Source organism: Saccharothrix sp. NRRL B-16348, assembly GCF_001280085.1.
GTDB lineage: Bacteria > Actinomycetota > Actinomycetes > Mycobacteriales > Pseudonocardiaceae > Actinosynnema.
Map to the genome: position 1 here is coordinate 34,329 of NZ_LGED01000219.1, position 13,098 is coordinate 47,426.

General features: G+C 70.8%; 14 protein-coding genes. 10 read left to right on the forward strand and 4 right to left on the reverse strand.

Annotated elements, in window-relative coordinates; genetic code table 11:
• Window positions 1–47: 47 nt before the first annotated feature.
• The 7 genes from lpdA (at window position 48) to ADK67_RS30525 (ending at window position 7,311) form a co-directional block, all read left to right on the forward strand.
• Window positions 48–1,418, forward strand: coding sequence for a dihydrolipoyl dehydrogenase (gene lpdA / locus ADK67_RS30495; protein WP_053719997.1), 1,371 nt, complete (start codon window positions 48–50; stop codon window positions 1,416–1,418).
• 54 nt (window positions 1,419–1,472) lie between these two features.
• The gene (gene sucB, locus ADK67_RS30500; RefSeq protein ID WP_053719998.1) at window positions 1,473–3,251 is read left to right on the forward strand and encodes a 2-oxoglutarate dehydrogenase, E2 component, dihydrolipoamide succinyltransferase; all 1,779 of its coding nucleotides are present in this window, start codon (window positions 1,473–1,475) and stop codon (window positions 3,249–3,251) included.
• A 442-nt stretch (window positions 3,252–3,693) separates the two neighbouring features.
• Entirely contained in the window at window positions 3,694–4,578 is an 885-nt protein-coding gene (locus ADK67_RS30505) for a TIGR01777 family oxidoreductase (protein WP_053719999.1), read from the forward strand.
• The gene (locus ADK67_RS30510) at window positions 4,578–5,174 is read left to right on the forward strand and encodes a phosphatase PAP2 family protein (protein WP_053720000.1); all 597 of its coding nucleotides are present in this window, start codon (window positions 4,578–4,580) and stop codon (window positions 5,172–5,174) included. The genes ADK67_RS30505 and ADK67_RS30510 overlap by 1 nt, the downstream gene beginning before the upstream one ends.
• Entirely contained in the window at window positions 5,161–5,904 is a 744-nt protein-coding gene (gene lipB / locus ADK67_RS30515) for a lipoyl(octanoyl) transferase LipB (RefSeq protein ID WP_053720001.1), read from the forward strand. Before ADK67_RS30510 ends, lipB begins: the two co-directional genes overlap by 14 nt.
• Before the next feature lie 107 nt (window positions 5,905–6,011).
• The gene (locus ADK67_RS30520) at window positions 6,012–6,836 is read left to right on the forward strand and encodes a hypothetical protein (RefSeq protein WP_053720002.1); all 825 of its coding nucleotides are present in this window, start codon (window positions 6,012–6,014) and stop codon (window positions 6,834–6,836) included.
• Between the two features lies 1 nt (window position 6,837).
• Entirely contained in the window at window positions 6,838–7,311 is a 474-nt protein-coding gene (locus ADK67_RS30525; protein ID WP_053720003.1) for an ArsR/SmtB family transcription factor, read from the forward strand.
• On the opposite strand, the gene ADK67_RS30530 is transcribed toward ADK67_RS30525, so the two are convergent.
• On the reverse strand, window positions 7,296–8,228 hold the full coding sequence (locus ADK67_RS30530) for an LLM class F420-dependent oxidoreductase (protein WP_053720058.1): 933 nt from the start codon (window positions 8,226–8,228) through the stop codon (window positions 7,296–7,298). The genes ADK67_RS30525 and ADK67_RS30530 overlap by 16 nt on opposite strands.
• Before the next feature lie 48 nt (window positions 8,229–8,276).
• Window positions 8,277–8,921 (reverse strand): TetR/AcrR family transcriptional regulator, encoded by a 645-nt coding sequence (locus ADK67_RS30535; RefSeq protein ID WP_053720059.1) that lies wholly within the window; start codon window positions 8,919–8,921, stop codon window positions 8,277–8,279.
• 131 nt (window positions 8,922–9,052) lie between these two features.
• Between ADK67_RS30535 and ADK67_RS30540 the strand changes: the two genes are divergently transcribed.
• Genes ADK67_RS30540 through lipA form a run of 3 tightly spaced genes read left to right on the forward strand, consistent with a single transcriptional unit; the run spans window position 9,053 to window position 11,494 of the window.
• A complete protein-coding gene (locus ADK67_RS30540; RefSeq protein ID WP_053720060.1) occupies window positions 9,053–9,511 on the forward strand; it encodes a hypothetical protein in 459 nt (152 codons plus the stop codon).
• A 21-nt stretch (window positions 9,512–9,532) separates the two neighbouring features.
• Window positions 9,533–10,474: an oxidoreductase gene (locus ADK67_RS30545; protein ID WP_053720004.1), complete on the forward strand. Its 942-nt coding sequence runs from the start codon at window positions 9,533–9,535 to the stop codon at window positions 10,472–10,474.
• Window positions 10,475–10,489: 15 nt separating this feature from the next.
• Window positions 10,490–11,494 (forward strand): lipoyl synthase, encoded by a 1,005-nt coding sequence (gene lipA / locus ADK67_RS30550; RefSeq protein WP_053720005.1) that lies wholly within the window; start codon window positions 10,490–10,492, stop codon window positions 11,492–11,494.
• Here the strand turns inward: lipA and ADK67_RS30555 are convergent.
• Together ADK67_RS30555 and ADK67_RS30560 are read right to left on the reverse strand one after the other, a co-directional pair.
• Entirely contained in the window at window positions 11,469–12,500 is a 1,032-nt protein-coding gene (locus ADK67_RS30555; protein ID WP_053720006.1) for a saccharopine dehydrogenase family protein, read from the reverse strand. The two genes, lipA and ADK67_RS30555, sit on opposite strands and share 26 nt — an antisense overlap.
• A 24-nt stretch (window positions 12,501–12,524) precedes the next feature.
• Entirely contained in the window at window positions 12,525–12,815 is a 291-nt protein-coding gene (locus ADK67_RS30560; protein WP_053720007.1) for a hypothetical protein, read from the reverse strand.
• Window positions 12,816–13,098 lie beyond the last annotated feature (283 nt).

Here is a 13,098-nt window from a genome sequence, read left to right on the forward strand (position 1 = left end):
GCGCGCACCCGCGCGGAGTAAGGCATCAAGCTCTCCAGGGAGAACCCGTGACCGACACCTCCGCCGACCTTGTGATCCTCGGTGGCGGCTCGGGCGGCTACGCCTGCGCGTTCCGCGCGGCCGAGCTCGGCCTGTCCGTCATCCTGGTCGAGAAGGACAAGCTGGGGGGCACGTGCCTGCACCGCGGCTGCATCCCCACCAAGGCGCTGCTGCACGCGGCGGAGGTCGCGGACAACGCGCGCGAGGGTGACCAGTTCGGCGTGAAGTCCTCGCTGGAGGGCATCGACATCGCGGGCGTCAACTCGTACAAGGACGGCGTGGTCAGCCGGCTGTACAAGGGTCTCCAGGGCCTGGTCAAGGCCAACAAGGTGACCATGGTCGAGGGCGAGGGCCGGTTCGTCGGCCCGAACACCGTCGAGGTGGACGGTCAGCGCTACACCGGCAAGAACGTCGTCCTGGCGACCGGTTCGCACGCCCGCAGCCTGCCCGGTCTGGAGATCGGCGGCCGGATCATCACCAGCGACCAGGCGCTCAACCTGGACTTCATCCCGGAGAAGGTCGTCGTGCTCGGCGGCGGCGTGATCGGCGTCGAGTTCGCCAGCGTGTGGGCCTCCTTCGGCGCGGACGTGACCATCGTCGAGGCGCTGCCCCGGCTGGTCCCGGCCGAGGACGAGTACGCGTCCAAGCAGTTGGAGCGCGCGTTCCGCCGCCGCGGCATCAAGTTCAAGACCGGCGTGAAGTTCACCGGCGCGACGCAGAGCGAGTCGGGCGTGTCGGTCACGCTGGAGTCCGGCGACGTGCTGGACGCGGACCTGCTGCTGGTGGCCGTCGGCCGCGGCCCGAACACGGCGGGCCTCGGCTACGAGGAAGCCGGCGTCAAGGTGGAACGCGGCTTCGTGATCACGGACGAGCGGCTGCGCACCGGCGTCCCGGGCGTGTACGCCGTCGGCGACATCGTGCCCGGCCTCCAGCTCGCGCACCGCGGCTTCCAGCAGGGCATCTTCGTCGCCGAGGACATCGCCGGGCAGAACCCCAAGGTCATCGACGAGGCGGGCATCCCGCGCGTCACGTACTGCAAGCCCGAGGTCGCGTCGGTCGGCCTCTCCGAGGCGGCGGCCAAGGAGAAGTACGGTTCGGTCGAGACGTTCGTCTACGACCTCGCCGGCAACGGCAAGAGCCAGATCCTGAAGACCGCCGGCGGTGTCAAGCTCGTCAAGGCGCCCGACGGCCCGGTGGTCGGTGTCACCATGGTCGGTGAGCGGGTCGGCGAGCTGATCGGTGAGGCCCAGCTCATCTACAGCTGGGAGGCCTACCCCGAGGACGTGGCTCCGCTGATCCACGCCCACCCGACCCAGACAGAAGCCCTCGGCGAGGCATTCCTCGCCCTGGCCGGCAAGCCGCTGCACGTGCACGGCTGACCGTCGCACCCCAGTCAGCCGATCCCCGACCCACGCACGAGGAGTCAGCGAACGATGGCCTTCTCCGTCCAAATGCCCGCACTCGGCGAGAGCGTCACCGAGGGCACGGTCACCCGCTGGTTGAAGCAGGAGGGTGACCGCGTCGAGGTCGACGAGCCCTTGCTGGAGGTGTCGACCGACAAGGTCGACACCGAGATCCCGTCGCCCGCGGCGGGTGTGCTCCAGAAGATCGTCGCCCAGGAGGACGAGACCGTCGAGGTCGGCGCCGAGCTCGCCGTCATCGGTGACGGCTCGGACTCCGGTGCCTCGTCGTCTTCCTCCGACTCGTCCGCCGGTGAGGCGGCCGCGCCGGCCGAGGAGGCGCAGCCCGAACCGCAGTCCGCGCCCGAGCCTGCGCCGCAGGCTGCCGCGCCGCAGGCCGAGGCCGCTCCGGCTGAGGCTCCGGCGTCGTCCGGTGGTGGCTCGGCCGACGGCACCCCGGTGACCATGCCCGCGTTGGGCGAGAGCGTCACCGAGGGCACCGTGACCCGGTGGCTCAAGGCCGTCGGCGACTCGGTCGAGGTCGACGAGCCGCTGTTGGAGGTGTCCACCGACAAGGTCGACACCGAGATCCCGTCGCCGGTGGCGGGCACGCTGCTGGAGATCACCGCAGGTGAGGACGAGACCGTCGAGGTCGGCGGCCGGCTCGCGGTGATCGGCTCGGGTTCGCCCGCGCCCGCGGCGCAGGAAGCGCCCAAGCCCGCGCCTGCTCCGGCTGCTGCTCCGGCGCCGGCGCCCGCGCAGGAAGCGCCCAAGCCGGCTCCCGCACCTGTTCAGGAAGCATCGAAGCCCGCGCCGGCTCCCGTCCAGGAGGCGCCCAAGCAGGAAGCACCGGCGGACGACTCGTCGTCCAACGGCGCCCCCTACGTGACGCCTCTGGTGCGCAAGCTCGCGTCGGAGAACGGCATCGACCTCGCCACGCTCAAGGGCACCGGCGTCGGCGGCCGGATCCGCAAGCAGGACGTGCTCGCGGCGGTCGAGGCCAAGAAGGCCCCGAAGGAAGCGCCGAAGCCCGCTGCCGCGTCTGCTCCCGCTCAGCGCGTCGCCTCCGCGCCGGCGGACACCAGCGGCAAGCGCGGCACGGTGCAGAAGCTGCCCCGGCTGCGGCAGATCGTCGCCCAGCGCACGCGTGAGTCGCTGCAGGTCTCGGCGCAGCTCACCCAGGTGTTCGAGGTGGACGTCACCAAGATCGCCCGGCTGCGGAACAAGGCCAAGGCCGCGTTCGAGCAGCGCGAAGGCACGAAGCTGACGTTCCTGCCCTTCTTCGCCAAGGCGGCGGTCGAGGCGCTCAAGCAGCACCCGGTGCTGAACGCGTCGATCGACGAGGAGAAGAAGGAGGTCGTGTACCACGGTGCCGAGCACCTGGGTATCGCGATCGACACCGAGCGGGGCCTGCTGAACGCGGTCATCGCGAACGCGGGCGACCTGAACCTGGCCGGCCTGTCGCACAAGATCGGCGACTTGGCGGCGCGGGCGCGGGGCAACAAGCTCACGCCCGACGAGCTGACCGGCGGCACGTTCTCGCTGACCAACCTGGGCAGCAACGGCGCGCTGTTCGACACGCCGATCATCCAGCAGCCGCAGGTCGGCATCCTGGGTGTGGGCGTGGTCAAGAAGCGCCCGGTGGTGATCACGGACGAGAACGGTGACGACACCATCGCCATCCGGTCCATGGCCTACCTGGCGCTGACCTACGACCATCGACTGGTCGACGGCGCTGACGCCGGTCGGTTCCTCACGACGGTGAAGAACCGGTTGGAAGAAGGCTCGTTCGAGGCGGATCTCGGGCTCTGAGGTTCGTGTGAGGTCCGGCTCGGAGGTTCAGTCTCTGAGGTTCGGATGTGAGGTTGCAGGCTGAAGGCCGCTCCCGGGTGGGGGGCGGCCTTTGGTTTTGGGTGGTTCCTGAAAGATTAAAAGCGTCCTCGCCGGACGGCAGATCAGCAGGATGACGCCTGGTTTGGTGGTTGAGCGCCGGGTCCGTTGTGGTGCGGGTTTCGTGTCATCCCACCGACCTCCACAAGGGCTACCACACGCGTCAAGGGGGCGGTCATCAGTGGAAGCCGTGGGCAGAGGTGAACGGCCCCCTTGACACGCGCGGTAGGGCTGCGCCAGGTCGGCGGGATGACACGAAGCCCTTCCTTTTGGGGAGGAAGGGCGCAGGGCGTGGCGGGCGTGGTGGTGTGGGTGACACGTTCGCCGCTGTGCAACTGGGGGCGTGCTGCGAGACGATCAAGGCATGCGTGTTGTCATCGCGGGATCGTCGGGCTTGATCGGCACCAGTTTGGTTGCCGCGTTGCGCGGCGCGGGGCACGAGGTCCTGCGGTTGGTTCGGCGGAAGCCCTCCGCGCCGGATGAGCGTGGGTGGGATCCGCCTGCCGGGCGGATCGACGTGGGCGCGTTGGACGGTGTGGACGCGGTGGTCAACCTTTGTGGTGCGGGGGTTGCGGACAAGCGGTGGAGTGACGCGCGGAAGCAGGTGTTGTTGGACAGTCGCACGGTGCCGACCGAGGTGTTGGCGGCGGCGGTCGTGGAGCGCGGGGTTCCGGTGTTGGTCAACGCCAGTGCGATCGGTTACTACGGCGACACCGGTGACGAGGTGGTGGACGAGACCAGTCCGTCGGGCACCGGGTTCCTGGCGGAGTTGTGCCGGCAGTGGGAGGCCGCGACGGCGGCGGCGGACGGGCACGCGCGGGTGGTGCGGATGAGGACGGGGTTGGTCATCAGTCCGTCCGGTGGGTTGTTCGGGAAGATCAAGCCGTTGTTCACGGTGTTCCTGGGTGGGCGGTTGGGTGACGGGCGTCAGTACATGCCGTGGATCTCGTTGGACGACACGATCGCGGCCATCCGGTTCGTGGTGGAGCACGACGTGTCGGGGCCGGTGAACGTCACCGCGCCGAGTCCGGTCACCAACGCCGAGTTCACCCGGACGGTGGGGCACGCGTTGCACCGGCCGACGCCGTGGGTGGCGCCGGCGTTCGTGTTGAAGGCCGTGCTGGGTGACGTGGCCGAGGAAGGTCTGCTGGCCGGTCAACGGGCGGTGCCCAGGGTGTTGGAGCAGCGTGGTTTCCAGTTCCTGCACCCCGCGCTCGGTGCGGCCGTGGCGGCGGCCGTCGAGAGGTGATGGGCGCGTTGGTCGGCGTCGTGCTGGCGCTGGCCTCGATGGTGTTGGGGGTCACGGTCCGGGAGGAGCCGCCGGCGCTGGACGAAGGGCTGCGGCAGACGGCGGTGGAGTTGGGGCCTGGGTTCGCGCACGCGTCGGCGGTGGTGAGCTTCGTGCTCAGCCCGGGGTTGGCGACGATCGCGTTGATCTCGTTGGGGTTGCGTGCGCTCTTGGCGAAGGACCCGTTGTTGGCGCGGTGTGCCGTGCTGCTGGCGGTGTGCTGGTCGACGTTGTTCGCCCGGCACGCCTACCAGCGGGTTCGGCCGATCGAGTTCCCCAAGTGGGCCTATCCGAGCGGGCACGTCACGGCGGTCGCGGCGGTCGCGTTCACGGGAGTGGTGTTGTGCGGGTGGTTGGCCCGCCGGCACTTGAGGCTGGCGGTGGCGTTGGGGTGTGCGGCGGTGGTGTTGACGGCGGCGAGCCGGGTCGTGCTGGAGATGCACTGGTTCACCGACACGGTGGGCGCGGTGTTGGCGGTGGTGGGGGTGGGTCTCGTCGTTGCCCGTGCCCTGGGGCTGGTGCCGGTGGGCGTAATGTCGAGACGTGAGCAGTCCTGACCTTTCCTGCCGCACCTCGACGGACCCGATCGAGGTGCGCGAGCTGGGCACCATCGACTACCTGGCCGCGTGGGACCTGCAACGGGAGCTCGCCGAGGCACGCGCGGACGGCGCGGTCGGCGACACGATGTTGCTGCTGGAGCACCCGCCCGTCTACACGTGCGGACGGCGCACCGAGGCCGAGGAGCGGCCGAAGGGCGGCGACGTGCCGGTCATCGACGTGGACCGGGGCGGCAAGATCACCTGGCACGGGCCTGGCCAGCTGGTGGGCTACCCGATCGTGGGGTTGGCCGAGCCGTTGGACGTGGTGCAGTACGTGCGTCGGTTGGAGCAGGCGCTGATCCACGTGTGCGACCAGTTGGGCGTGCGCACGGGTCGGGTCGAGGGCCGCAGCGGTGTGTGGATCCCGGCGGACGACCGGGGTGTGGAGCGCAAGGTCGCGGCGATCGGGATCCGGGTGCAGCGGGGCGTCACCATGCACGGGTTCGAGATCAACTGCAACGCGGACCTGGCGGCGTTCGGCGAGATCATCCCGTGCGGCATCCGGGACGCCGGTGTGGCGTCGCTGTCGCACGAGCTGGGCCGGGACGTGACGGTGGCCGAGGTGCTGCCGTTGGCGCGCCAGGCCGTTGTGGACGCGTTGAACGGCGACTTGCCGTTGACGGAGCGCACGCTGGTCCGCGCGGAGCCGGTGGCGCCTGGGGTGACGTTCGCCCTTCAGACGGGCTGACAGGGTGATGCCTGCCCCCTAGTGTTCCGGAATTACGGATAACTAGAGGGGGACTCGTCGTGCTCCTGACTCGACGGCATCTGTTCCGGGCGTGCGGGGTCGCTGGTGTGGCCACGCTGGCGCCGACGGCGGCACCGGACGACTGGTTCGGTTGGTTACGGGCGAACCGGCAGCACGTGGCGGTGGTGCTGGACGACGGGCGGGGTGGCCGGGTCGCGCACCGGCCGCACGAGCGGCAGCCGTTGGCGTCGGTGCGGGTGGTCGCGCACCTGGCCAAGTACGCGGAGGGTGTCGTCGAGCCGGACGAGCGGGTGCGCGTCGCGGACTGGGAGCAGTACCGCGTGGGGCACGACGGTGGCGCGCACTCGGCGTCGTTGCGGGAGTTGGGTCTGGCCTGTTCGAACGGTGTGACGGCGGACGATCCGCGGCGGTTCGTGACCGTGGGCGAGTTGGTGGCGGTGATGGTCCGGCACGGCGACGGCGCGGCCGGTGACTGGTTGCGCGGGCGGCTGGGGGTGGCGGTGCCGGCGTTCTCGACCGAGGTGTTGCGGTTGGTGCTGGGGCGGTCGGTGGAGGTCGAGCGGTACGTGCGTGATCCGCGGCTCCGGTTGGAGGTGCTCGGGAAGTCGGCCGACGTGACGCACGAGGGACGGCGGTCGTGGGCTCGGGGGACGTGGGCGGGGACGGCGGCGGAGGTGAACCGGGCGTGCCGGGCGTTGGCCGGGGTGCTGATCGAAGGCACGGGGTTGCCGGGCATCGTCACGGTGGCGTGCAGCGTGCGGTGGGACGACGGCCGGGTGGGCAGTGCGGCGGTGTTGACCAGGGAGGTCGACGAGGCGTGGCACGCGCGGGCCGGCGAGCTGGTGCGGTTAGTCCGAACGGCCCTGGCGGAGCCCGCTGTCCTGCGGGAATTCCACGTGAGCCTCTCGTAGGATGACCGCGGTGGACCTGGTGCGACGACTTGCCGAGCTGGAACAGCGCGTGGCCGCGTTGGAGGGCGACGAGCGGGAAGCGCTCCCGGTGACCGACAGCGGCGCGTTCGGCTACGGCGGGCAGGTGGCGTTGGGCGACGAGCGGGTCTCGTGGCAGATCGACGTGACGCCGGAGCGCGCGCTGTCGTTGCCCGACCGGCCTCGGATCGAGGTGCTGTCCGCGTTGGCGCACCCCGTGCGGGTGGAGCTCGTGCGCACCCTGCTCGCCCGGGGCGCCCAGCCCGCGACGGCGTTGCAGGAGGCCGCCCGGCTCGGATCGACCGGGCAGTTGTACCACCACTTGAAGGCGTTGACCGCGTCCGGCGTGGTGGAGCAGGACAAGCGCGGGACCTACCGGCTGCGGCCGGCCGCGACCGTGCCCGTGCTCGTCCTGCTCACCGCCGCGTCGGACGTCGCCGGTCAGCTGGGCAGCTGAGGCGCGACGGCCGCCGCGATCAACTCCACGTGGTCGAGGTCGGCCAGGTCGAGGACCTGCAGGTACGCCCGGCTGATGCCGGTCCGCTCACGCCACGCGCCCAGCTTCTCGACCACCTCGTCGGGCGTGCCGGCCAGGCCGTTCTGCCGCAGGTCGGCCACCTCGCGGCCGATGGCGGCGGCCCGGCGGGCGACCTCGGCGTCGTCACGTCCCACGCACACCACCAGGGCAGCGGAACGGGTGATGTCCGCCGGGTCGCGGCCGATCTCCGCGCACGCCGCGTCCACGCGCGCCAGCACCTCGACGGCGTTCTCCACGGGCTGGAACGGCAGGTTGAACTCGTCGGCGAACCTCGCCGCGAGCGCGGGCGTGCGCTTGCGGCCCGTGCCGCCGACCAGCACCGGGATCCGGCCCGCGGGCTTGGGCAGGGCGGGCGAGTCGGCGAGGGTGTAGTGCTTGCCGTCGAAGTCGTAGGTCTGGCCGACGGGCGTGTTCCAGAGGCCGGTGATGATCTCCAGCTGCTCCTCGTACCGCTCGAAGCGCTCGACCGTGGACGGGAACGGCAGGCCGTACGCGGTGTGCTCGGCCTCGAACCAGCCCGCGCCGAAGCCGAACTCGACCCGGCCGCCGGACATCTGGTCCACCTGCGCCACGGAGATGGCCAGCGGGCCGGGGTGGCGGAAGGTGGCGGCGGTCATCAGCGTGCCGAGTCGGATCGTCTTGGTGTCGCGGGCGAGGCCGGCGAGCGTGATCCAGGCGTCGGTGGGGCCGGGCAGGCCGTCGACGCCGCCCATCTTGAGGTAGTGGTCGGAGCGGAAGAACGCGCTGTAGCCGGCCGCCTCGGCCGTGCGCGCCACCGCCAGCAACTGGTCGTAGGTGGCCCCTTGCTGGGGCTCGGTGAAGATCCGGAGGTCCACCACGGTGACGCTAGTCGGCCGGGCGGGAGGCTCGCGATCCGATCGTCTTCACCGGCGACGTGACCGCGAGCGCTTCTCCTCGACCGGAGCCGGCGCCGGGACGTCCCGGACGCGCAGCCCCTCGACGACGCGGACGATGGTGCGCTCCACCTCGGCGCTGGCCTTGCGGGGGTCGGACGCGCCGGCGATCGTGCTCGCGCCCGCCGAGAGGGCGCCGAAGAGCAGGCGGCTCATGGTTTCGACCGGCAGCTGTTCGAGTTCGCCCGATGTGACCAAGACCTCGATCGTGGCGCGCAGCAGGCCGTAGCTGAAGTGCTCCTCGGCCTCGCGCCAGCGCTCCCAGCCCATCACGACCGGCGCCTCGTGGATCACGATCCGCTGGTAGGCGGGCTCCAGGCAGACCCGCACGTACGCGCGCAGGCCCGCGATGGCGGTCTCCCACGGGTCGCCGGGCGCGCTGACGATCTCGCCGAGCTTCTCGATGAACTTGGTCTCCACCGAGTCGAAGGCGGCCTCGAACAACGCCTGCTTGCCGCTGAAGTGGTGGTAGAGCGCGCCCTTGGTGAGCCGGGCCCGTTTCGCCACCTCGTCCAGCGAGGTACCCGCGTACCCGCGTTTGGTGAACAGCTCCACGGCACTGTCCACGAGGGCCTGCCTCGTCGACTCCGAGTAGTCCAACCGCCTCGACCGCACTGTCACCACGTTCACAACCGTACGACATACCGACGGTACGTACTCGTGGTATGTTCGCCCCATCGGCCATACCGACGGTATGCCAAAGACCTGGGGTATGACGCCGGTCACCACGAGAGGAGGGCGTGATCATGAGTTGGTCCGACTTCTACCGACGGCGCGACGCTCTGGACGCCGTGCTCCGCGCCGCGGCGGGCAATCCCGCGGCTCCCCTGACGTTCGACCGCGACCTGTTCGCCACCGAGGACGAGCTGCTCCTGGCGTTGCACTACCGCTGGATGCAGCAGCTCACCGGACGGCTCGGCGCGGCGCTGGAGGACAGCGACGACGACCGCGTCGAGACGGTCGCCCGCACGTGGCGCGCGCTGGCCGCCGAGCAGCCCGTGCTGCGCGCGGTGCTGGACGCGCACCTGACGTCCACCGAGGCGAACGAGCGCGAGCAGCGCATGCTGGCCCTGACGGCGGGCTTGGCCGAGCTGTCCGAGCCCGGCGCGGAGATCGCCCGCGTCGGCGCGGCGTTCACGAGCCTGATCCGCACGCGCCCCGCCGTCGTGGCGGGCAGGCACCGCAGGCTCGCCAAGAGCGCCTGACCGCCTGGTAGGTATTGACCCATGCCGAAGTGGATCGCCCGGAAGTGGGACACCGCGGACATCCCGGACCAGAGCGGGCGCACCGTGCTGGTCACCGGGGCCAACTCGGGCCTCGGCCTGCGCACCGCGGAGGTGCTGGCGGGCAAGGGCGCGCGCGTCCTGCTGGCCTGCCGGTCCCCCGAACGCGGGCAACGCGCGCTGGAGCGGGTGCTCGCCACCGGTGGCCGAGCCGAGCTGGTGCCGTTGGACCTGGCCGACCTGTCGTCCGTCCGCACGGCCGCGTCGCTGGTGCGCGAGCGCACCGGTGACGCGCTGGACGTGCTGGTCAACAACGCGGGCGTGATGGCGGTGCCGCTGGGGCGCACCACCGACGGCTTCGAGCGCCAGTTCGGCACCAACCACCTCGGCCACGCCGCGCTGACGTGGCTGCTGATGCCCGCGTTGCGCACGCGGCCGGACGCGCGCGTGGTCACCGTGTCGAGCTTGGCCCACCAGGCGGGCCGCATCGACCTGGCCGACCCGAACTACGAGGTGCGCCGGTACACGTCGTGGGGCGCCTACGGCCAGTCCAAGTTGGCGAACCTGCTGTTCGCGAGGGAGCTGGACCGCCGGACGCGGGCGGCGGGCGTGGACGTGACGTCCGTCGCGGCGCACCCCGGCGTCACCGCCACCGAGCTGAGCGCCAACATGGCCCGGGCGCAGGGCAACCCGCTGCTGGGCATCGGCGCCAAGATCACCGACTTCTTCTCGCAGTCCGTCGAGGTGGGGGCGTTGCCGCAGCTCTACGCGGCGACGGCGCCGGACGTCGAGCCGGGCGGCTACTACGGGCCCGACGGGTTCCGCGGCATGCGCGGCCACCCGGCGCCCGCGGGGTCCACGACAGCCGCCCGCGACGAGCTCGCGGCCAGCCGGTTGTGGGACTTGACGGCCAAGCTCACGGGCGTGGCGCCCGACCCCTCGTGACGTAGGGTTGAAGTCGTGACCGTCGTACCTGAAGGTCGGAAGCTGCTGCGGCTGGAAGTCCGCAACAGCCAAACGCCCATCGAGAAGAAGCCCTCGTGGATCAAGACCAAGGCGAAGATGGGCCCCGAGTACCGGGAGCTCAAGGGCCTGGTCAAACGCGAGGGCTTGCACACGGTGTGCGAAGAAGCCGGTTGTCCCAACATCTACGAGTGCTGGGAAGACCGGGAGGCCACCTTCCTGATCGGTGGCGAGCAGTGCACCCGTCGCTGCGACTTCTGCCAGATCGACACCGGCAAGCCCGCCGACCTCGACCGCGATGAACCGCGTCGGGTGGCGGAGTCGGTGCAGGCCATGGGTCTGCGCTACTCGACCGTGACCGGCGTGGCACGTGACGACCTGGAGGACGGCGGCGCGTGGCTGTACGCCGAGACCGTCCGCCAGATCCACGCGATGAACCCGGGCACCGGCGTCGAGCTGCTGATCCCGGACTTCAACGCGGTGCCCGAGCAGCTGGCCGAGGTGTTCTCGTCGCGGCCCGAGGTGCTGGCGCACAACCTGGAGACCGTGCCGCGGATCTTCAAGCGCATCCGGCCGGCGTTCCGCTACGAGCGGTCGCTGGAGGTCATCACCGCCGCCCGGGAGGCAGGCCTGGTGACGAAGTCCAACCTGATCCTGGGCATGGGCGAGACGCCGGACGAGGTCACCGAGGCGTTGAGCGACCTGTACGACGCGGGCTGCGAGATCATCACCATCACGCAGTACCTCCGGCCCTCGCCCCGGCACCACCCCGTGGAGCGGTGGGTGAAGCCGGAGGAGTTCGTGACGCACAAGGAGACCGCCGAGAGCATCGGGTTCTCCGGCGTCATGGCGGGCCCCTTGGTCCGCTCGTCCTACCGCGCCGGGCGGCTGTACGCGCAGGCCGTGCAGAAGCGCGGCGACGTGCTGCCGGAGAACCTGCGCCACCTGCTCGAGGCGGGCAGCGCGGCGCAGGAGATCACCTCACTGTTGTCGGCTCGCTGACCACCACGCCGTCCAGCGCTCGGACGTAGTCGGATCCGAACGCGCTGGACGGCGTGTGCGCGCCGGGGGTCGTGTCGGCCAGGCGTTGGACCGCCTTGATCACCGAGTCGGCGGTGAGGTCGTAGGCGTTCGGTCCGGTGAGCGCGGCCTGGACCCGGTGGCCGTCGCCGTCCCAGACCTCGCCGAACACCTCGCAGCGGGTCCTGGCCCTGGTCGTGCCGCTCGGACCGCCGATGCGCTTGGCCAGCGCCCGGCCGAGCCGTTGCGCCAGGTCGGTGCGCAGCAGTGGCGCGGTGAGCGGCTGGAGTGCGCCCAGCACGCCCGGGATCGTGGTGAACGTGGTGATGTTCGGGATGCCGGTGGACCGGTAGGCCGTGCTCACGTCGCCCCACGGGATGGCGCCGACCTCCCTCGGCCGGTCGCGGAAGTGCGCCGTGCGTCGGCGGTGACCGAGCCGGACCGAGCGGATCTCGCCGTCCACCCGCGCCCGTCCCCCGCCGCCCGAGCCTTCGACGGCGGTCAGCGCCGTGCCCGTGCTCGCGCCGCCCTGGACCAGGAACGCGAGGTCGAGGTGCGTGGCCGTCGGCAGGGCGTCGTGCAGCATGGCGGCGAGGCAGTCCGTGGGTACGACGTCGAACCCGGCGCCGGGCAGCAGCACCACGCCGGCTTCCTTCGCGTCCCGGTCACGTCGGCTGACGGCCTCGAAGACGTCGATCTCGCCGGTGATGTCGACGTAGTGCGTGCCGCTCTTGAGGCACGCCTCCACCATGGGGCCCGACGTCGCCGAGAACGGCCCGGCGCAGTGGGCGACCGCGTCCACGTCCTCCAGTGCCCCTGAGGCTCGCTCAAGACCGAACACCCGGTGCTCCAGCCCCAGCCGTTCGGCGAGGGGACGGAGCTTCGCCGCGTCACGCCCCGCCAACACCGGCCGCAACCCCCGTCGCACGGCCAGTTCCGCGACGAGCGTGCCGGTGAACCCGTAGGCGCCGTAAACCATCCACGTCATGCGCTAGAAGCTACTCGCAGGTAGCTAGGCGGACGACCGGCGGCGCACCACGATGCTGCCGACGACCAGCAACGCACCCAACACGCAGACGGGAGCGGCCCAAGCCAACCGCTCCAAACGCAGCCGGCCGCAGATCTCGACGAACGCCGCACCCTCCGCCTCGACCGCCACAGGGTCGAACCCCATGCCGACGCTGTTGCCGCAGGCGACGGAGAACCCGGACGGCGAGTCGGTGGACAGGGGCAGCAGCATGATCAGCAACCCGGCCAGGAAGAACGCAACACCGACCACCGCGGTGACGGCCCTGGGCGACATGCGAGGAAGTTACGTCTTCGGCACGCTCCGGCATAGGGGGATGCCACATAGGGGGATCGCGTTAGCAGCCCCTAATGGGCCATCCGGCCTACTCGGGGCCAAGCGGACCTCCTGGTGCGCCGAACGGTCCCCCGCGCTCCCGGTCCGATCGGCCGAACCATTCAGGAACCGGACAATTTCAGGAACTCTTCAGGACGTGATCACGACCGAAAAACGATAATCACCCCATCGAGCGACTTGCTTTCCGTCGACGCCACCCATTACGCCCAACTCCGCGCCTCAG

Bases quoted from the DNA above. Each gene is read 5' to 3' on its own strand.
- ADK67_RS30540 (WP_053720060.1), top strand. From the start codon at position 9,053: ATGAGTTGGTCCGACTTCTACCGACGGCGCGACGCTCTGGACGCCGTG.
- ADK67_RS30545 (WP_053720004.1), top strand. From the start codon at position 9,533: ATGCCGAAGTGGATCGCCCGGAAGTGGGACACCGCGGACATCCCGGAC.
- ADK67_RS30555 (WP_053720006.1), bottom strand. From the start codon at position 12,500: ATGACGTGGATGGTTTACGGCGCCTACGGGTTCACCGGCACGCTCGTC.
- ADK67_RS30525 (WP_053720003.1), top strand. From the start codon at position 6,838: ATGACCGCGGTGGACCTGGTGCGACGACTTGCCGAGCTGGAACAGCGC.
- ADK67_RS30505 (WP_053719999.1), top strand. From the start codon at position 3,694: ATGCGTGTTGTCATCGCGGGATCGTCGGGCTTGATCGGCACCAGTTTG.
- ADK67_RS30560 (WP_053720007.1), bottom strand. From the start codon at position 12,815: ATGTCGCCCAGGGCCGTCACCGCGGTGGTCGGTGTTGCGTTCTTCCTG.
- sucB (WP_053719998.1), top strand. From the start codon at position 1,473: ATGGCCTTCTCCGTCCAAATGCCCGCACTCGGCGAGAGCGTCACCGAG.
- ADK67_RS30510 (WP_053720000.1), top strand. From the start codon at position 4,578: ATGGGCGCGTTGGTCGGCGTCGTGCTGGCGCTGGCCTCGATGGTGTTG.